We start from the raw sequence: 20,184 nt of genomic DNA on the forward strand, positions 1-20,184 counted from the left end.
CGTACCTAAGACACGTGTGTGATCCATTGTTCAGCTTGTGAGGGTTTTGAGCCGCTCACATTGTCTGACATATGGCTGTATATCTCACGTGCATTAACCGTATTTATACTCATTTTTACTCTGACCTAAGGAATAATGTCGTACATGGAGCGCTATTTTAAAAAATCACATAACTTAGCCCTATCAAAGGCAATTCTTATTTTCACCTGCGTCTTCATCTTGAACATAAGTAGCAGTAATGTTTTTGCGGCTCTCCTTGATGGAATGTTTGATGGATTCGAAGAATCCCTCTCACAACGACTGGCCAAAGATGATGAACAACTCACAATCGGGAACTTTTATACACCCGAACGAGCTGACTCACATGGTCCTATCGGCATGATGGGAGAGCATACCCATAATATTGGAGAACTCATGTTCTCCTACCGGTACATGCAGATGGATATGGACGGAATCCGCGACGGGACATCAAGTTTGTCCCCTCTGGATGTGCGCAACCGTGGCTTTGCGGTGGTTCCCACGTACATGAAAATGCAAATGCATATGTTCGGCGCAATGTATGGGGTGAATGAGACTCTCACTCTCACCGCCATGTTGCCATACCTGCGCAATACGATGGATCATCTCGCAGGCGCAAGTCTTGGTGCCGCCAAGTTCCAAACACGCTCAGAAGGCGCGGGAGACTTTAAAGTAGGTTCGCTGTGGCGTCTTTACGCCTTCGAAGCCCCAAGCATCGGTGCGCATCGCTTTCATTTGAATTTCGGGCTTAGTTTACCCACAGGAGACATTACTCAAAAAGGAACAACCCCGCTGGGAGTCATCCGACTTCCCTATCCCATGCAATTGGGATCAGGAACGGTCGATGTTCTTCCAGGACTGACCTATGGAGGTGCAAAAGGCAATACCTCTTGGGGATTTCAAGCACTTGGGACATACCGGATCGCGCGAAATAAGGCGGGGTACTCGAAGGGTGATGAATATGAAGTGGGTGCCTATGGAGCCTATGCATGGACAAACTGGCTCAGTAACTCCGTCCGATTTAAATGGCGGCATTGGTTCGATTACGACGGACAAGACACCCGAATCACCAGACCGGCCGCTCAACAACTGGTGTTTACCGCCGACCCAGATCTTCGAGGCGGTCAGCAACTGGATATTATGGGCGGCGTGAACGTCTTATTGCCAGAATTTCTTGGATTGGAACATCGGCTAGGAGTTGAAGGTGGCGTCCCGATCTATCAAAACCTAGATGGACCTCAATTAGAAACAGACTGGGCGGTAACCGTAGGCTGGCAAGTCATTCATTAAAGCGTCTTCCGGCCATTATTAAAGTGACAAGGGGTTAGGATTTTTTTAAAAGGAGTCAGATCATGAAAACGAAATACTCCATTGGGTTCATTATCATATTGGTGATTCTTGGGACATGGAATCTCGGGTTGGCCTATAAGATTGAGAAGGTGGTGAATCCAGGTATGTTGAGTGGTCACGTAACCTTTGAAGGAAAAGTCCTAGCCCCGCGGACATTTACCGTACAGAAAAATCCAGAAGTCTGTGGAGAAACACGATCATTGACCAAAGTATCTGTGCAGAATGGAAAGTTACAGGGGGCCGTCATTGCTCTTGAAGGCGTGACAAAAGGCAAAGCCTTCGAAGAGAAACACTATCGAGCAGCCCCCCCGGGCCAGGGAGAATTCTTCTACCATGCAGGGGAAAATCTCAATCTAGATGTACGCACAAAGCATTGTAATTTTGGACCATTTACCGGCGTCGTGGCTCGAGATGAATCCATTCAGTTCACCAATCAAGACTCGATTAAACACACACTCCACACCTACGTCTTAAGAGGCAAAAAAGCGAGAATTCTGAAGACCGTTCATAATCGAGGAATACCCGCATTGGGAAGTATCGACGAAACATTTACCAAAAAGAAGCTGAAAAAACCCGGCGTCGTGGCCATCACGTGTGATCGTCATGACTTCATGGAGAATTGGCTCTATGTCGCCGATTCTCCCTATTTCGCCATTTCGGATGAACGTGGTCAATTCACCATTGACGGAATACCGCCAGGGACATACAACATGATTGCATGGCATCCCGTTCTTGGAACTCAGGAACAGGAGGTGACGATCACACCTCAAAAAACAGTACGTCTCAATTTGGAATTCGTCAAAAAGTAGAGTAAACCGATACGAATCTGTCGATAGTCCCTCGCGTTACTCGCTTCACGCTTTCCTACCTCCATTTGTCTCATGTCCTTCCCATCACATGAAAATCCTTGAACATGGCCATTCTGTAACAAAACACATGACTGGAACAATTCTTTCTGTCGACACGTACCTCAATTTCAATATCTATGGTATAGTCGCCAAGGCATCACGAGAGCGAAGTAGCTCACCAGAATATCGGCAGTAGAAATTCTTTCAACATATTTGTACCCGATTTGATGATTCAGCCATATCTATCGAGACGTTTATCGCAACCCAGGAGGACCTATGAATAACCTGCCATCAGCACCAATTGCTGACTTTATGCAACAAGACCTTGAGACCGTGAGTGAGCAGACGAGCGCAATTGAGGCAGCAGCAAAGATGGCTGAACAACGTATAGGCTGCCTGGTAGTTCATGGAGAAAAGGGGGAATCTGACCATCCTCCGATCATCGGAGTCTTTTCTGAAACTGACTTAGTCCGCAAAGTTTTGGTACGCGACAAAACTGACTCCGAAACCTCTGTCTCTGAGATTATGACGACACCCCTCCATACGATTGACTCGAATCGATCAATGCTTGATGCCAGTCACATCATGGAACAACAAGGCGTTCGACATCTCTGTGTCTCAGACGGAGAAGAGATTGTCGGATTGATTTCCATTCGAGATCTCGTGAGACATTTCGTGTACGCAGATTCAGGTCCCATTCGCGAACTTGATAATGTCTATCGTCCACTGAGTGTGCTTATGCGCCGGAATATCGAACAAATTTCAGGTGAGGAAACAATCTTAACGGCCGCTCAGCATATGACTCACAAGCAAATCGGCGCCTTGCTTGTTACAGAGAGTTCAAAAATGATTGGAATTGTCACGGAACGTGACTTGATCCAGAAGGTCATGGCATTTAATCATGACCCCAAACACATACACGTGAGTGCCATCATGAATCAACCACTGATCGGCATTGATATCAACAGAACGGTCCATGATGCGAGTGACTTAATGGCAGAAAAGTGGATCCGCCACTTACCGGTGACGGAAAATGGAAATATTGTCGGCATCCTCTCTGTCCGAGACCTCATACGAATGGTGGCCCTCAGAGATCGTCCAAGATTTTTGCGCCAACAGTAGCAAAAAATCTCCAATTCATCATTCCACACGACTGATTACCCTCTGACTAATTTATAGATTTTTTGTATGGCAGCACTTATTTACGGACATAAACTCTCCAAAGCCTTTGGTGTTAAACAGTTATTCAATGATCTGACCCTTGGCATCTCCGAGCAAGATCGCATCGGCGTCATCGGACCTAATGGATCAGGCAAAAGCACGCTGCTCAAGATTTTTGCAGATTTCGAACAACCGGATAACGGGACCATTACTCGACGTCAGCACCTTCGAATGGCCTATGTTCCACAACAACCTGATTTTACTTCTGGCTCGACAATCATAGAAGCCATGGAACGTTCCGCCATCGACTCTGGCATGGAACCGAATGAAGCCCTGATCCGTGTTCAAGAGATATTAGGTAAAACAGGTATCGAAAATGGTGACCAACTCGTCGACCCATTATCAGGGGGATGGCGAAAACGGTTGGCGATCGCCTGTGGCTTTGTTCAAGATCCAGATGTCATGTTGCTCGATGAACCCACCAACCATCTTGATCTGGAGGGCTTGAAATGGTTGGAGCAAATGATGTCACAAGCACCATGGCCATGGATCATGGTCAGCCATGACCGTTGGTTCCTCCAACATGCCACGAATAAAATTGCAGAAATCAATACACGATACGTCGATGGCCTTTTTCTGGTAACCGGCACCTATGATGAATTCATTCGTCAACGAGAAGATCATCATCACACACAAACCCAACAGGCCCAAGCGTTGGCGGGTAAAGTTCGGCGCGAAGAAGAATGGCTTCGCCGTGGCCCCAAAGCACGGACCACCAAGGCCAAATACCGAATCGACTCCGCACACTCACTTCAAGCCGAGCTTGCAGAAACGGCCACACGCTTACGGCAGGACAACACCACCATTGACTTCGTCTCCTCCGGCCGTCGGACGAAACAGCTCATTGAGGTCACCAATCTGACCAAAGCATTCGGAACACGTACGTTGATTCAAAATCTCGAACTCTTGTTATCGCCGGGAACGGCGATGGGAATCGTCGGTCATAATGGATCAGGGAAATCAACACTTCTGAAACTCTTAGCCAAAGAACTCGAACCTGATCAGGGAACGATCAGACATGCAGAGCAACTGAAGATTGTCTACTTTGATCAAAACCGTGATCAACTTGATCCAGAAAAAACATTACGACGAACCCTGTCGGACACGGGTCAGTCTGTTGAATATCGCGGAAATACCGTGCATATTACAGGCTGGGCCAAACGTTTTCGATTTCAACCCGAGCAATTGGATCTTCCCGTTAAATTACTTTCGGGAGGTGAACAGGCTCGAGCCGTGATCGCTCGGCTCATGTTGCAACCCGCCGATGTCTTGATCGTCGATGAGCCGACAAATGACCTTGATATCCCAACACGAGAAACATTAGAAGAAAGCCTGCTGGAATTTCCTGGTGCATTGATCCTCGTTACCCATGACCGTTTTATGCTCACCAAAGTGTGCACACAATTTATCGGATTGGATGGATATGGTGCGTATGGACTCTTCGCTGAATATGAACAATGGGAATCTTGGCTTCGAAAAAAACAATCGAAAACACGTAAGAGTGAGATCATCGAGAAGCTTGACGGGAAATCCAAACAAAAAATTAAAGCAAAAAAACTATCCTTTAAAGAACAGAAAGAATACGACTCAATGGAAGCACGTATACTCCAAGCCGAGAACACACGAGATTCTATTCGCACGCGCACGGAGGATCCTGACGTCGCCTCCAATCACCTCAAGCTGCAAGACGCCTACGAAGAACTGAAGACTGCGACCCAGGTGGTCGAACAACTCTACGCACGATGGGCCGAATTAGAAGCTAAACAATAATCCCTCGAATAGATCCCATTCGAAGAAGAAGGGCTTGTTGATTAAGTTAGTCACGAAAAGGCCTCATCACCACTACCACTCATTACAAAATTTTCGAACATGATAATCCCCATTTCTGGTTCGTATAACACTTCTTCAATTTAAAAACGCGATCATCGACATGTAATTATACCGCTGGGGAAAGAAGCCCGCTTACGTTTTCAAGTAATCAGGTCCACGGCCGAGCTTCGATGCGTAACTTGCCAAGCAAACCTGGGCGAACTTTCTGCTCGATGGGAATATCAAACGCGAGCCCTGCACTCAGTTTACCCTTAACGAGTGAGCGCGTCTCTGCGGAGACGCCGGGTTTGCCGGGATTAATGTCCTGAAAGCCATACTTAATACGCCACCCTGCCGGCACCGTCTCATCGGGAAATGCTTCAACCAGAATCAATTCACGAAAGATAAATCCACCCTCGTAATGACGTTTCAGAAACAACACACCATCCACGACATAATCGGGCACCAAGACCTTGATGTCGAAGGCGAAGCTGACCGACTTGGATGTCTTGACGCTCTTGCCCGGATCGAGAAAAATGGAGAAAAGGTGTGGACTCTTGGAGCGGGCGGGCGGACGCTTGGTGCCGGCCTTTCCTGGGAATAATTCGTCGTAGCTGCGAAAGATCGCGGAGTGCTCACGCACCTCACGTCGCGTCATCTGCCACTGACAACCTCGGACACTGGCCACGATTTCAAACTGGTAGGACGCCCGTATACTTTTGCCTTCCTCGTGCGCCTTCTGCACCTCTACCGGCAGCGTGATATCGTCGATGTCCATGATACCGTCAACACGTAACGCGCCGAAAAGAAAGCGAGTCAGATTTTGGTAGCCTTCCTCGGAATTCACAATGCCATAATGACCTGAGTGGCTACGATGCACGAAAGCGCGCGGCGAATTCACATCTTTGCCATCGGAACCCGGCCCATGAGTCGTCGCGTTTTCGATGCGCACGAGACCGTCACTGGAGTCGCCTGCCGCCCAAGCCGAAATACCGCCGGCCACCGTGTAATCACCAGGATTGGTACCAACGAGATTAAAGATACGCTCAGGTGGAAAGTTTTTGACCACAGAGACATCATCGCCCTTAGGCACAGCCAGATATTTTGACATCTTCTCACGATTGAAGTTGTTGATGTCGCCAAAGGAAAGCCAACCCGGCACATTACGCACGATACGCATGTCGATGCCGTTGTGCGGAGTAGCATAAGTATAGAGCTTGTCCACCGCTTTACGTGCTTCCGCCGAACCAAGTTTTGAATTTTGAAGAAAAGCTCGACAAATGAGTCCGCCCATGGAGTGAGCGACAAGATACACACGAAAGTCTTTGGGCGTAATGTTATTGTCCTTGTTCGCGCAAACTTTTTGGCGCAAACGCAGGATAAGAGTACCCAGACCTTTGGCGAAATGCTCGATGGGTGGAGTCTTGCCGTCCCCAAAGTCTTTCGAAGCTTCATCATAGTAGCGATAAATGATAATGCAGCGGTATGGGACAGGCTGGTCAGCACGCTCAGCTGCGACCAAATCATCACCTTCCACAAAGACATCTTGGTACTTGTGATCACTCATCAAACGTACAAGCGGGGACTCGAAAAAGAAACGCTTGACATCGCCTGTCCAAGCCACGCGAGACTTGGTCGACCCGATGTTGAAGCCCATGTATGGGTCTGCAACGGTTTCTTCAATTTCGCCCTGAGTGGCGGCGAAACCCCGAACGTAGATAATGGGATGGAAGGGATGTTGTGAGGTGTTGGCCATAAGGATTCTCCCAATTATAGTTGCGACATTCTCAGTGAGGATAAGCCATTTTCAGGTAGCCACAATTGATAGGTTCAAAATCCACCTTTTTGTGATGCCCTTCAACGAAAACAAATACAGATGGTATCGTGATATATCAAAAGGCATTGTACCTTATTGCGCATTTTCTTCTTCATAAATCATCTATCCTGGGTTGCCTCCCAACACTGACTCCAGCCAAATTTTTCGTCAAACTAACAAATAAGTCAAGTTAGTGGATGTGTCAAAACAAATTAGGATCTCCAATGGAGAAGTAAATAAAAGAGAGAACGTGCCTTTGGATATTCGCTAAAGCCTTAGAAGGCAGTCGATGGCATGTCCGTAAGCTTATGCAGGCATGTCATTCATGAGTCATACTCCCTGGCATTACGAAAGTATTACTTGAGGCAAATGAAATATCAGACCTCCCAAATCTTTGCAAACAAAAGTTCCAGTCCCACCCCCTGAATCGGGAAGAAGGTGAGGCCTGCACGCATATTCCAATTCTCGATGGTGGAGCAATCTTGCCTTGGCAGTAGACCACGAAACTCCTCCCCTCTTTTGAGGAATAGTCGCGCCAAATAGTGCCTCACGAACATTGTGTGTATTTCAGTTAAGAAAAGGCATATTATTTCCTGCATGTCTTACTACAGTAGCCGTGTACCTAAAAACTTGAAATCTAATCATCGGAAATCATAGACCAAGGAGAACAATATGAGGACCAAACATGCCCGACATACTGTAAAAATACTTAAATCTTATAAATTGCAACCGACCGCCATTCTGATAATAGTCCTTGTGACAACATTAGGAATCAGCATGCAAGATCTTCAAGCCTTTGAAGCACGCACCATCGATGGAACAAACAATAATATTCATAATCCAGACTGGGGTGGCAGGAATACTCCGCTGCTTCGTATCATGGAATCCGATTACACTGATGAGATTCATGAACCAGCTGGTTCAACACGTTTAAGTGCACGAGCCATCTCAAACATGGTTGCGGCTCAAGATCACCTCACACAAAATTCAAAACGAGCATCAGATTTTGTTTGGCAATGGGGTCAGTTTATTGATCATGACATTGACCTCACAGAAGGGGCTCATCCTACGGAACCCTATGACATTCTCATTCCTACTGGAGACCATCATTTTGACTCTCAGAGTACAGGTACCCAAATCATGCCATTCACGCGTTCAGCGTATGCTGATACATCGAACAAACCTCGAGAACAAGTGAATCACATTACCGCATTCCTTGATGCGTCTATGGTCTATGGTTCCGACCCGATTCGTGCACATGCTCTCCGAACCAATGACGGAACCGGTCGTCTCAAAATGAGTAAGGGACGGTTTCTTCCGTATAACATTGAAGGCCTACCAAACGCAGGAGGACCTGATCCTTCATTGTTTTTAGCCGGCGACGTTCGAGCGAATGAACAAGTCGGCCTGACTGCCATGCATACCCTGTTTGTCCGTGAACATAACCGTCTCGCAAAAAGTATTCGACGCAACTATCGGACGTTGACCGGGGATAAAGTATACGAAAGAGCACGTCGAAAGGTTGGTGCGCTAATTCAAATCATTACGTATAACGAGTTTCTTCCTGTCCTTCTTGGCAAAAATGCTCTACGCCCGTATCGCGGATATAAACCATGGGTCAACCCAAGCATTGCCAATGTGTTCTCCACCGCCGCCTACCGATTCGGTCATAGCATGCTTTCACCACAGCTTCTGCGCTTGAAGAAAAATGGTAGACCCATTCGTGCCGACCACCTACCCCTTCGCGAGGCTTTTTTTGCCCCATGGCGAATCACTAAAGAGCAAGGGATCGCCCCAGTACTTCGCGGTCTGGCGAACCAACAGGCTCAAGAGATTGACCCATATATCATCGACGACTTGAGAAACTTCCTCTTCGGACTTCCAGGAAACGGTGGCTTTGACCTCGCCTCATTAAACATCCAACGTGGCCGGGATCATGGACTTCAAAGCTATAATGGAGTACGAATAGCCATGGGCTTGCATCCAGCGACCTCATTCGCCGATATCACCTCTGATGTCGACCTCCAGCAACGTTTGGCAACGGCCTATCTAACGGTTGAAGATGTTGACCTTTGGGTGGGAGGACTCGCAGAAGATCATCATCGACAAGCCATGGTCGGCAAACTGTTTTTTAAGATTCTTACAAATCAATTTGAGCGTCTCAGAGATGGTGATCGGCTATGGTATCAAAACTCATTTTCAAGGAGACAGATCAAAAATTTAGAGAACACAACATTGGCCGATGTTATCCGTCGGAATACCCCAATCACACATGAAATTCACGACAATGTCTTCCTCTATAAGAAACCTGCCCATGATTAAGGTTTAATAGCTTGCGGATTACAAGCCCCGACAGAGAGTCGGGGCTCGCAAGTCATTGACACGAATTGACTCTACCAGGCGTATGCTTCAGGGGCAGCCCCACCTGGCCCAGGAAAAATTCCATCCAGTTTTTTGAGCGTCTCCTCAGATAAGGTGAGCTCCTTCGCTCGCATCGTACGGTTTAATTGATCCAATGTCCGAGGTCCAATAATCGGTGAAGTCACGGCCTTCTGGTGAAGCAACCACGCCAACGCGACAATCGCCGGCTCTTCGCCTAGCCTACGGCATAAGTTTTCATATGCCTCCAATTGCGAACGATGTTTCTCAATATCTTTCTGTAAATCTTCGTCTGCACGTCGTCCACTTGTGGCAGGGGTCAACGCCCCTGCCAATAATCCACGCGCCACCGGACTCCATGGAATGAGCCCAATGCCATAGGCTTCACAAGCAGGAATGACTTCAAGCTCAATCATCCGATCATTCAAATTATATAAACTCTGCTCAGAAATCAGTCCTAGAAAATGACGACTCTTGGCCATTTCCTGGGCTTGTGCCAAATGCCAACCCGCGAAATTACTACTTCCGACATAGAGGACTTTTCCTTCACGACACAATTGTTCCATCGCTTGCCAAATTTCTTCCCACGGTGATTCCCGATCTACATGATGCATTTGGTAGAGATCGATATAGTCCGTCTGCAAACGCCGCAAGCTGTCCTCGCATGCCTGCTTAATATGTCGAGCCGAGAGTCGTGACTGATTCGGCCATTCTCCCATACGACCAAACACTTTTGTCGCCAATATAACCTGCTCACGACGACCATTCCCTTGAGCCAACCAACGGCCAACAATCTGCTCGGTAATCCCCTCCCCAATTTTCCAACCATAGACATTCGCCGTATCAAAAAAATTCATTCCCAGTTCACGTGCTCGATCCATAATCGCAAAGCTATCAGGCTCAGTGGTCTCCGGTCCGAAGTTCATCGTTCCCAAGCAAAGACGACTCACCTTTAAACCAGATCGACCCAGATGCACATATTTCATGATACGTTCTCCTCCAACAAAATTATTTACATTTCGAATAATTCATCCGCTGATCAAGCAACCCATGTGAGTAATTGACTCTTATTACCTCGACGAATCTCTCTCGATTATGCCATCATGGTGACGATCATGTAAGTAAATTGACTGTGAGCCACACAATAGGAAAGCACAAGAACACTGACCAATGCATAGAAGTATATCCAAACAGATATCTCATACATTTTTTTCACACATCACAAAAAACACATCCAGTCAGGAGGACGACCTTTATGTTCGCGACTAAAGGGTTTGCAGCGTTAAAAGCCGGAAGTGACCTTGCACTATTTCATTTTGAACGCCGGAACGTGGGCGCACACGATGTGTTGCTGAACATACGTTACTGTGGTGTCTGCCATTCGGATATCCATCAAGCCAGGGATGAATGGGGCGACTCAATTTTCCCAATGGTCCCAGGACATGAAATTATTGGAACTGTTCAGCAAGTTGGAGACGCCGTCACAAAATTTCAAGAAGGCAACATAGTCGGCGTTGGTTGTTTCGTCGATTCCTGTCGCACCTGCACATTTTGCACTCAAGGGCAAGAACAATACTGCGAGAAAGGAATGATTCTCACCTACAATGGGCGCGACAAGCAAGACGACGTGACCTATGGGGGCTATTCAAACCAAATCGTCGTCGACGAAAACTACCTGTTACGCATTCCTTCCGAACTAGAAATTGAAGGAACCGCCCCACTGCTATGTGCCGGAATCACCACCTATTCTCCACTCCGCCAATGGGGTGTCGGGAAAGGCCATCGACTCGCCGTGATGGGACTGGGAGGCCTTGGACACATGGCGGTGAAACTGGGGCGAGCCCTCGGCGCAGACGTGACCGTCTTCAGTCGTTCTGAAAACAAGCAGAAAGTAGCCGAACGTCTTGGCGCCATAGACTATGTGAGCACGTCCCAAGACGGAGTCTTCGCACGTTATGCGCGGAAGTTTGATTTTATGATTGATACCATCTCTGCACCTCATGATCTCAATGCGTATCTCGACTTGCTCAAAACCGATGGCACCCTGATTGTTGTCGGAGTTCCTGATCAACCTTTAGCCATCGACCCCTTCTCACTTATTCTTCGCCGACGTCGAGTCGTCGGGTCACTCATTGGCGGCATTCGAGAAACTCAAGACATGCTGGACTTCTGTGGAGAACATGGCATTACTTCGGATGTTGAAGTCATTTCCATACAAGACATTAACCACGCGTACGAACGAGTCGTGCGCGGCGATGTCCAGTTTCGCTTCGTCATCGATATGAGCACATTAGATCAATAATTCCTCATGTGAAATACACCATGATGGGTAAACAGCTGTATGCGATAGAGATCTTGTCAATGTTTTCTGGAAGAACAACACGCATTACAGAGCGTCATCTGTCCAGGAGTAAACGTAGTCCCGGCTCAGGGGTCTGCACTCACCAAACTACTCTTGCCTAACCTTTCACAAAACGCTATCATTTACTCCACTTCATCTCGATCCATCTATCCTGTTTCATGACCGGAGGCAAGGAGGCCCACCATGAGGAAGAGAAACCAAAGGCCAACCATCTTACTATCGATCATGGGCTGTCTCAGCCTGCTGTGGGTTATGGGTACAGTCACGCCGGTTCAGGCGACATCCTTTACGGCGTTCATGGACAGTTCTCAAGAAATTGCCCCTGCTGGATTGACCAATTCTCCATTGAGGGGCTTAGCGCAACTCCAGCTCAGACAAATCAGTGGAACTTATGCATTGTCGTTTATGATCACGGTGGACAGCGGATTCGATTTTCAGGGATTTGGAACCCCGAATCCAATGGGAGGAGAACTCGTCTCAGCGCTTCACTTTCACAACCAAGATCGAGGATCCAACGGACCTGTCGTCTTTGGAATTTTCGGCCCAAGTTCAGATCTTGATGGCGACACGATGACTCAGGTTAATACAAACGGCACCACGACGGTGACGGGAGAATGGGATCAAACCGAAGGGAACGGCGGAGCGACGCTGACAGATTTTCTTCCTTCGCTCTTGAATGCTCAGCCAGGACAAGAGGTTCCGCTCTATCTCAATCTTCATACTGCCAATGACCCATCTGGAGTCATTCGAGGACAACTCGCTGCCGTTCCTGAACCGGGAACACTCTTGTTATTCGGTAGCGGCTTACTTGGTCTTTTGGGATATCATCGATATCAACGAAAAGGCGTCCAATAAGATTTGATCTTACCTGATTGACTCGCGAGACCGTCATGAAGGAGGAAGTAAGGGGCCGGCCCACTGCCCTTTGACTCGCTGCACGTCGACGAGATTATTTGGAGGGCCTAAGTCCGCCATTAACTTTGTATCGATCCGGCCATGGGAGACATGTAGTAACTGAGGGTTACTGACTCCTGGTGGCTTAAACCAATACCAGCCAGGACAGTCCGGAATCCGGTCACTCCAATTGGGAAGAATATGCCGCAGATCACGTTCAAGCCGAGCTTGGACCTGCGCGGGATCATGATTGCCTAAGAATGTCTTGAGCCCATCATAGACCGCTTCAACATGCGCTCGTATGCTCATAACAGACTTCTCGAATTTAACTGCCTGCAAATATCTAAGGACAACGGATATTCATTCCACGTTACGATGAACAGTTGCAGGAGAAAAGCTAGGAACACAGACCGTGATATATTCTGCCCCTTCAGCTTCAGGGGTACTATAGCGAATCCACTCCCCTGCTTCACAGATCACGGCCTGGTCTGGACGAACGTCCAACACACCATGCTTGGACTCAACTCGTACCATCCCTTTTAGAACAACCTTTGTTTCCGTGAACTCTGGCTGCTGGCCAACTTAAGTCCATCCTGCTGGACATACAATTTTTGCCAGACTCATTGCGTCAGAGCTCGTGGCCACGCGTCCAGCATATTCTTCAATCAATTTTGGATTCTGGCCGACTGGCGGAATCAGACAAGGTTGTTCAAAGAGTTTCGGCATAATGATGAGCTTATTCTTCAGGAAAGTGAAGATCTTCAGGATGTAATGACGACATGGTTACATCTTCAAACTCGTCTCCAGAAACTGGTTCAGACTGAAAACTGCCTCCACTCCTACGGTGGAGCGTAAACGTGATAATGGAAACCTGATTGCCCGGTTGATCAACGGAAAACTGAGCGCTTTTTGTGTAACTGTACTCTTTCGGACTACTCCCATAACGCACCAAGACATGGTAGTCTCCTGCCTCAACTCGTACAGTGCGCTTTTGACCTCTGACGAGACTCACCACCACCTTCGTTGGACCAAACAACTTTACGATCGCATTTTGACCTGAATGGTTTTCAAACGTAATTTTATTCTGAGGCGATTGAGCCGAGAACACTATCCACGATTGACCAAGCATTCCAAACAGGACAAGACACAGGACAAATATTCGACCGTACCGTGATGTAGCAACCTGTCCATTCATCGTATTTCGCATCATGGTTCGAGACTTCACCTTTCCCTCTATCACTTCGATAAAGTTTTCATCCATACATTAAGAAACCCATCAATTCGATAGTCAGCAGTAAACAAGTATTACGGCGTATCGGAAGCAGAGGTTTGATATTGAAAATTAAAATCTTGTTGTTGTCCACTCTGGAACGTCAGATTTTGTTCAAGATACCCCAATGATGGGTGCCACGCACTCACGGTATACGTACCCGCTGGAATGTCCGTAATCGTAAAACGTCCGGTCTCATTTGTTGCTGCAAAATAGGGATTGAGTGGAACAAGAATCCACGTTTGCATAAATCGATGTTGATCGCATTCGACTTTGACGACACCGCTATTCCTGGTTGTCAACTTCGTCGTTTTTTCTTCACCTGTTTCTAAATTGGGAAAGTCAAACAATGGAATGCGTCCTTTGTTTAACATTTCCCATCCACGTAGTGGATGGAGCACCGAATCATTCATCAAGACACGAAGATAGTCACCATCCATACCCGCCATCACCAGTTGATCGAACTGACAACGATTCACTGTCAGCTTGGGGAACTCTGTTGTTGGAGCCTTTCCCCGATCCAGATCTTGAATAAACACTACCACATCAGCAATTTCATGGGCCGATGAAACCCTGGCACGCGGAAGAATGACATTGCCTTCATTGTCAGCAATGGGTTGACAATGCTCTGGATAGGCACCCATCGTCACCTGAAAACGAAAGGGAGGCGGAGCAGGTCCGGATAGTGTAACCATGCCACTCAGCGTCGCTCCATCGTTTACCGTGACTTCTTCATACGCTAAAACAAACCCATTTCCCTGTATGATAACTGCGACCAACAAAACAAATACAAAATGATAAATTAACTTTGACGCATTCAATTCATGACTCCTCGTGTAATAAGTCAAAACATCAAAATACCTCACCGAATTTCTGAGACTTCAACACTTCGTACTTTACATGATTTTCGCCCGTCGTGAATACACAAAACTGTACAGACCAAGATTAAGAAGAACGACGGATAAACCAAGATACCATTGAATCGATAGGGTCAACCCATCTGGATAGATCACCGGAACAAGATAGTGCTCAATAAACCCGCCTGAAAATCCGGCCTCTCCACCGGAGTGTCTGAGCCAATTCTCAAGCGGAGTGAGAGGACATATCCATCCTCCAAATTCGAGAGCTGCAACCCATAACACAGCGGGGAGATGTACCCACAATACCCAATTCCACCTCAGGATCAACAACCCACCCACGAGCACAAACAGAATAAAACAAAGGTGGAAGACAAGGACAAGGTCTGCAAGACTCCGAAACAGCATGATTCAGGTTTTCACACAAGTGCGTTGAGTCATGAAAACGATCAAAAACAGAGAAAACGTAAAAATTTGAACACGGACCACTCAGAAAAGTCAGGTCGTTGTCCGAAAACTATGTAAAGCAGCCTCCCGGGCGTGATCACATACGATTATAACCATCACCATAATTGCCTAACAAACACCAACCAAATATATCATACAAAAATGACGCAATCGCTTTCAGACAATCTCGACACACAGACCATATATGCACCGAATCTAGGCACCATTCTCTTAGTCGAGCATCTGCCAAACAACGTAGAAATATTACAGGAATGTTTCTCCGCCTTTGGATTTGAATTGATTGTCGCGCATGATGGCGACACCACGCTGCAACAATGTGAGCACATGCGTCCTGATGTCATTTTATTAGATCTCATGATCCCCGGCATGAGTGGATTCGAAGTCTGTCGACAATTAAAAGAACAAGACTCAACGAAGGACATTCCGGTTATTTTCATGAAAGCTCAAGATGATCCTGTCAGCTCGGCAAAAGGATTTTCTGTAGGAGCGGTAGATTATGTCACGAAGCCACTACAACTAGAGGAAATCTTAGCCAGGGTGACTGCACAATTGAAAATTCGCAAGTTACAAACACAGCTCAAAGAAACCATTGAAACGCTTCAACAGGAAATCCATGAACGGCAACGTGCTGAGGAGACTGCCAGACTCGCGATGGAACACACGCAGGAAGCCAACGAACATATGAAACGAGACTTGGCCGCCGCCGCACGGGTTCAGCAAGCCTTACTACCAGATGCCGCACCAAACATCCCAGGCGCAGCCTTTGCCTGGACCTATCGTCCCTGCGCAGAGCTGGGAGGCGATTCCTTAAATGTGTTTTCTCTGAATGACCACCAGGTCGGCATGTATGTATTAGATGTCACTGGGCATGGCGTTCCCGCCTCTCTTCTGTCTGTGACACTCAGCCGGGTGCTCATTCCCCGCAGTGATCCTTCATGTCTCTTTGTTCGGTCCGACACAAGGACTGGCCTCTCAACATTAACCTCTCCGGCAGAAGTCGCCACTCGACTGAACCTCATGTTTCCGATGCGTCCGGGAGGACATCAATACTTTACTCTCCTCTATGGCATCCTGAACACTCAGGACGGGACATTTCGCTACGTCTGTGCTGGTCACCCGCCGCCCATTGTACATGCAAAAGGTCAGTATCCAATCATTTGTGAAGCTCGTAGCCTGCCTATTGGGCTGTTCGAAGACGAACACTATGAAGACTCCATCATTCAACTTGAACATGACTCACGACTCTATCTGTACTCTGACGGGGTCCTGGAAGCCATGAATACACAACGAGAGATATTTGGGGAATCACGGTTAACATCAACGATCCAACGCGCACAACATATCGATCTTCAATCAAGCGTTGAGTTCATCGCAACAGCCGCATCAAATTGGACTCAGCACGGACAGATTCACGACGACCTTTCAATCCTGGCCGTGGAATGTCTTGGACAATCAATGCCTATGAACGGAAATGAAACATGAAAGATCGACGTATCATCATGAGTCATTTCGACACGCAAAAGTCTCATCATCAATTACTCGCGTATCGATTTTCAGCGCAAGCCAAAAAATTGAAAGACACACGAGTCAAAGTGAGAGCGATACTCATGGAACATGGATACGATCCAGGCATGATCGAGCAGGTCGTCATCGCCATCGATGAAGCCTGTCAAAACATTATTCGACATGCCTATGGCCGGGAAACCGAGGAAGCCATTGCGTTGCAGATACAACAGAATCATCAGACGCTGGCCATTACATTACGAGACTATGCACCACACGTGAACGTTCCTTACATGGAACTCCGTGACTTGGAGGAAGTTCGTCCAGGAGGGCTTGGGGGGCACTTTATGCATCAAACAATGGACGAGATCTCTGTGGAACCAGCACCTGACGGAAACGGCAATATTCTTCGAATGTTCAAACAAATTTCATAATCTGTGATCGTTAAAAAAGGAAGACCTCTATGGAACATACGGTACGCAGCGAACAGGGCAGTCACATTGTGGCATTGAGTGGAGAAATCGATCTTGAGAGTTCACCTATGGCACGAACCGTACTCTTGGAGGTCGTTGAGCAGGCATCAAAAGTTTTCGTGGATTTGACGTCCGTTACGTATATGGACAGCTCAGGCATTGCCAGCCTGGTTGAAGCGTATCAACAGGCCAAAAAATCCCAGATCGGATTTGTCCTCGTGTCAGCAAGCCCGGCAGTCTTACGAGTCCTACACATGGCACGACTCGATAAAGTCTTTACGATTCACGAAAACCTGGAACATGCGCAACATGCCGGCCTCTGAGCTTCTATCGTATCACGTGATCCGAAAGGTCGAAGCCCTCGGTCGTCACACCATACGGTTAGTAGATTCAATAGGATTCGGGACATCGCTCCTCTATCAAGCAGGCTACTGGCTCCTGCTTGGACATCGACGCCAGCAACCGGTTCACCTCACGCCGCTTGTTGTGCAAATGATGGAAATCGGAATTCGAGCGATCCCGATCATTGCCCTGGTCTCTCTCACGATCGGCTTGATGCTGGCCATTCAAGGCATCAATGCACTCAAAGGTTTTGGAGCAGAACAACAAGTCACCTTTGGTGTTGCACTTTCCGTTGTCAGAGAATTTGCGCCTCTGATGACAGGAATTTTAGTGGCTGGACGATCCGGAGCGGCATTAGCGGCACGTCTGAGTACAATGACAATCCATAACGAAGTGGATGCCTTACGAGTCATGGGTATCAATCCGATTCGTTTTTTAGTCGTACCCAATTTACTCGCTATGTTGATCATGCTTCCGTCTCTGACGTGGCTCTCAGATCTCATCGCACTTGGCGGAGCAGGACTATACATCACCACTGATCTCGGAATGTCCTTCGGCCGATATCTTCAACAAACCATGTACATCGTCAGCACAGCCGATGTGTTACATGGTCTCGGCAAAAGCGTGGTATTTGGTGCACTCATCACCATTGTGGGTGTCGTCAATGGATCCTCGGTGACAGGAGGGGCAGAAGGCGTTGGAAGGGTCACGACGAATGCTGTTGTTCATGCCATCTTAGCCATTATTTTAGCGGATTTAATCATTGTCTTCCTGATGACGAGATAGAGTGAACCATGACAATCGAGAACAGAGACAACACATCGGTCATTGAGGTCAAAGACGTCGTGACGCATTACGGCTCTCGTAAAATACTCAATCGCGTGAATGTTAACATTCAGCCTGGGGAGATCATGGTCATCATGGGAGGGAGCGGTTCAGGCAAAAGCACTTTACTGAGACATCTCATTGGGTTAGAGCGAATCAGCGCAGGATACATTCGGCTTCTCGGTCAGGACATCAGTCAAATGAGTGATTATGAACTGACGCGGTTTTACCGAAGATTGGGTGTGGCCTTTCAGGGTGGCGCACTCTTTAGTTCAATGACGGTAGGGGAAAATATCATGCTTCCGCTTCGTGAACATACCACCCTTGACGAGAAGACAATGGGCATTATGGTACGCATGAAACTGGAAGTCGTCAATCTCCCAGGCTTCGAAGATCTCATGCCTTCAGAATTGTCTGGTGGCATGCTCAAACGAGCGGCATTCGCCCGGGCCGTCATCATGGACCCGACTTTGCTGTTTTGCGATGAACCGTCAGCCGGCCTGGACCCTGTGGTCGCTTCATCATTAGATGAACTGATCCTGCAACTTCGTGACGCCCTCAACATGACCATTGTCGTAGTCACACATGAACTGGAGAGTGCCTTTCGCATTGCTGACAGGATCACGATTTTAGATAAAGGAGAGGTCCTCACCATTGGGTCAGTCGACGAAGTGCGGGAGTCCGGAAACAAACGAATACAAGATTTACTCAATCGACGTTTCGAAGGAACGACCCTTGATCCTGACGAATACTTGGCACGGCTCACAGGGGAAGCTATCGAAGAAAATTAATGACAGCCTATGCGTGATTCTCGAAAACATTATCTCGTCGTCGGGACGTTTCTTGTAGTCTTACTCGGAACATTAATTGTGTGGCTTGGCATGTTGTCAGGTCTATCCCAGGCCACCCATCAGTACTACCTGGAATTTGATAATGTTATGGGCCTAACCGAAGGCGCACAGATTCTTTATGAGGGCTATCCCGTTGGAGAGATTGAAACGATTCGATTTACACGCGGACCAACGGCTGCCGGCTATCGATTGGGAATCAGCATTCGCGAGGATTGGAACATTCCCAAGGATAGCTTGGCCATCATCACTCAGGCTGGATTTCTATCCGCCGTTGTCATCGATATTCATGAAGGGCATTCACCACAGATGCTGAGACCCGGCGAGCAAATCCCCAGTCAAGGGGCCACGAATATTCTCATCACTATGGCATCGGTTGCCAATCAACTTGGTGAGCTGGCCGATACGAGTCTCAAACCGTTGTTGGATAATCTCACTGACGGAACCAGCTCACTCGATACGCTTGCTCAGGATGCACCGATTATTCTTGGAAACCTCAAAACCTTTACCACACATCTCAATGACACCACAGAGCAGCTGCACACACTGATCGAACAAAGCGGAGGTCATGTCGATACCATCTTGAATGATGTCAAAACCGCATCGGGTAATGTGTCAGACCTCACCACAGACTTTCGTCGGACATCAAAGCGTCTCGATCGACTGGTTTTTTCCTTAAATGGATTATTGAAGAAAAACCAGAAAGACATTGATCACTCCATCAACGACCTTCATCACACATTGGAAGTCGTCGCGAGTCATGTGCAAGAAATCAGCTATAACTTAGAAGCCACAACACGAAATATGAATGAATTGACGTCCGAGCTGAGACAAAACCCCGGTGTCATTATTCGCGGCAAGAAGATTCGAGACGATCACGATGGTGGGAACTACTAATCCG

The 20,184-nt window shown here is 47.6% G+C and carries 21 protein-coding genes; 13 read left to right on the top strand and 8 right to left on the bottom strand.

Translation table 11 applies throughout. The annotated features are described in order from the left end of the window. Positions 1-144: 144 nt before the first annotated feature. The 4 genes from ACWQXP_RS05520 (at position 145) to ACWQXP_RS05535 (ending at position 5,207) form a co-directional block, all read left to right on the top strand. On the top strand, positions 145-1,308 hold the full coding sequence (locus tag ACWQXP_RS05520) for a transporter (protein ID WP_454061838.1): 1,164 nt from the start codon (positions 145-147) through the stop codon (positions 1,306-1,308). A gap of 62 nt (positions 1,309-1,370) precedes the next feature. Then, positions 1,371-2,177 carry a carboxypeptidase regulatory-like domain-containing protein gene (locus ACWQXP_RS05525; protein WP_454061839.1) on the top strand — a complete coding sequence of 269 codons (807 nt, stop codon included), beginning with the start codon at positions 1,371-1,373 and terminating at the stop codon, positions 2,175-2,177. Positions 2,178-2,492: 315 nt separating this feature from the next. Continuing rightward, a complete protein-coding gene (locus ACWQXP_RS05530) occupies positions 2,493-3,338 on the top strand; it encodes a CBS domain-containing protein (RefSeq protein WP_454061840.1) in 846 nt (281 codons plus the stop codon). Between the two features lie 66 nt (positions 3,339-3,404). After that, positions 3,405-5,207 (top strand): ABC-F family ATP-binding cassette domain-containing protein, encoded by a 1,803-nt coding sequence (locus ACWQXP_RS05535; RefSeq protein ID WP_454061841.1) that lies wholly within the window; start codon positions 3,405-3,407, stop codon positions 5,205-5,207. Positions 5,208-5,415: 208 nt separating this feature from the next. Here the strand turns inward: ACWQXP_RS05535 and ACWQXP_RS05540 are convergent, their stop codons facing one another. Then, positions 5,416-7,002, bottom strand: a complete 1,587-nt coding sequence (locus ACWQXP_RS05540; protein ID WP_454061842.1) for an esterase/lipase family protein — start codon at positions 7,000-7,002, stop codon at positions 5,416-5,418. Between the two features lie 732 nt (positions 7,003-7,734). Here ACWQXP_RS05540 and ACWQXP_RS05545 point away from each other — a divergent pair. Further along, positions 7,735-9,384, top strand: coding sequence for a peroxidase family protein (locus ACWQXP_RS05545; protein ID WP_454061843.1), 1,650 nt, complete (start codon positions 7,735-7,737; stop codon positions 9,382-9,384). Between the two features lie 71 nt (positions 9,385-9,455). Here the strand turns inward: ACWQXP_RS05545 and ACWQXP_RS05550 are convergent, their stop codons facing one another. Continuing rightward, entirely contained in the window at positions 9,456-10,427 is a 972-nt protein-coding gene (locus ACWQXP_RS05550; RefSeq protein WP_454061844.1) for an aldo/keto reductase, read from the bottom strand. Positions 10,428-10,696: 269 nt separating this feature from the next. Here ACWQXP_RS05550 and ACWQXP_RS05555 point away from each other — a divergent pair, with 269 nt between their 5' ends. Both ACWQXP_RS05555 and ACWQXP_RS05560 read left to right on the top strand, forming a co-directional pair. Next, on the top strand, positions 10,697-11,743 hold the full coding sequence (locus ACWQXP_RS05555) for an NAD(P)-dependent alcohol dehydrogenase (RefSeq protein WP_454061845.1): 1,047 nt from the start codon (positions 10,697-10,699) through the stop codon (positions 11,741-11,743). Positions 11,744-11,986: 243 nt separating this feature from the next. Further along, a complete protein-coding gene (locus tag ACWQXP_RS05560; RefSeq protein WP_454061846.1) occupies positions 11,987-12,658 on the top strand; it encodes a CHRD domain-containing protein in 672 nt (223 codons plus the stop codon). A gap of 33 nt (positions 12,659-12,691) precedes the next feature. Here ACWQXP_RS05560 and ACWQXP_RS05565 read toward each other — a convergent pair whose 3' ends face one another. The 6 genes from ACWQXP_RS05565 to ACWQXP_RS05590 form a co-directional block, all read right to left on the bottom strand. Continuing rightward, entirely contained in the window at positions 12,692-13,006 is a 315-nt protein-coding gene (locus ACWQXP_RS05565) for a hypothetical protein (RefSeq protein ID WP_454061847.1), read from the bottom strand. Positions 13,007-13,057: 51 nt separating this feature from the next. Then, positions 13,058-13,231 (bottom strand): hypothetical protein, encoded by a 174-nt coding sequence (locus ACWQXP_RS05570; protein ID WP_454061848.1) that lies wholly within the window; start codon positions 13,229-13,231, stop codon positions 13,058-13,060. Between the two features lie 48 nt (positions 13,232-13,279). Continuing rightward, complete coding sequence (locus tag ACWQXP_RS05575) at positions 13,280-13,423, bottom strand: hypothetical protein (protein ID WP_454061849.1); 144 nt, start codon at positions 13,421-13,423, stop codon at positions 13,280-13,282. Positions 13,424-13,433: 10 nt separating this feature from the next. Beyond that, complete coding sequence (locus ACWQXP_RS05580) at positions 13,434-13,958, bottom strand: hypothetical protein (protein WP_454061850.1); 525 nt, start codon at positions 13,956-13,958, stop codon at positions 13,434-13,436. 44 nt (positions 13,959-14,002) lie between these two features. Continuing rightward, positions 14,003-14,788, bottom strand: coding sequence for a carboxypeptidase-like regulatory domain-containing protein (locus tag ACWQXP_RS05585; RefSeq protein ID WP_454061851.1), 786 nt, complete (start codon positions 14,786-14,788; stop codon positions 14,003-14,005). A 75-nt stretch (positions 14,789-14,863) separates the two neighbouring features. Further along, on the bottom strand, positions 14,864-15,232 hold the full coding sequence (locus tag ACWQXP_RS05590; protein ID WP_454061852.1) for a DUF2784 domain-containing protein: 369 nt from the start codon (positions 15,230-15,232) through the stop codon (positions 14,864-14,866). Between the two features lie 201 nt (positions 15,233-15,433). On the opposite strand from ACWQXP_RS05590, the gene ACWQXP_RS05595 reads away from it, so the two are divergent. From ACWQXP_RS05595 to ACWQXP_RS05620, 6 genes are read left to right on the top strand one after another with little or no spacing between them, the layout of a single operon-like run. Continuing rightward, positions 15,434-16,774 (top strand): SpoIIE family protein phosphatase, encoded by a 1,341-nt coding sequence (locus ACWQXP_RS05595; protein WP_454061853.1) that lies wholly within the window; start codon positions 15,434-15,436, stop codon positions 16,772-16,774. Next, positions 16,771-17,229, top strand: coding sequence for an ATP-binding protein (locus ACWQXP_RS05600; protein ID WP_454061854.1), 459 nt, complete (start codon positions 16,771-16,773; stop codon positions 17,227-17,229). The genes ACWQXP_RS05595 and ACWQXP_RS05600 overlap by 4 nt, the downstream gene beginning before the upstream one ends. 29 nt (positions 17,230-17,258) lie before the next feature. Further along, positions 17,259-17,591: an STAS domain-containing protein gene (locus ACWQXP_RS05605; RefSeq protein ID WP_454061855.1), complete on the top strand. Its 333-nt coding sequence runs from the start codon at positions 17,259-17,261 to the stop codon at positions 17,589-17,591. Beyond that, positions 17,578-18,396 (top strand): MlaE family ABC transporter permease, encoded by an 819-nt coding sequence (locus ACWQXP_RS05610; protein ID WP_454061856.1) that lies wholly within the window; start codon positions 17,578-17,580, stop codon positions 18,394-18,396. The genes ACWQXP_RS05605 and ACWQXP_RS05610 overlap by 14 nt, the downstream gene beginning before the upstream one ends. A gap of 8 nt (positions 18,397-18,404) precedes the next feature. Beyond that, a complete protein-coding gene (locus ACWQXP_RS05615) occupies positions 18,405-19,226 on the top strand; it encodes an ABC transporter ATP-binding protein (protein ID WP_454061857.1) in 822 nt (273 codons plus the stop codon). A gap of 9 nt (positions 19,227-19,235) precedes the next feature. Beyond that, positions 19,236-20,180, top strand: a complete 945-nt coding sequence (locus ACWQXP_RS05620; RefSeq protein ID WP_454061858.1) for an MlaD family protein — start codon at positions 19,236-19,238, stop codon at positions 20,178-20,180. Positions 20,181-20,184: the final 4 nt, after the last annotated feature.

The organism is Candidatus Nitrospira salsa (assembly GCF_965152625.1).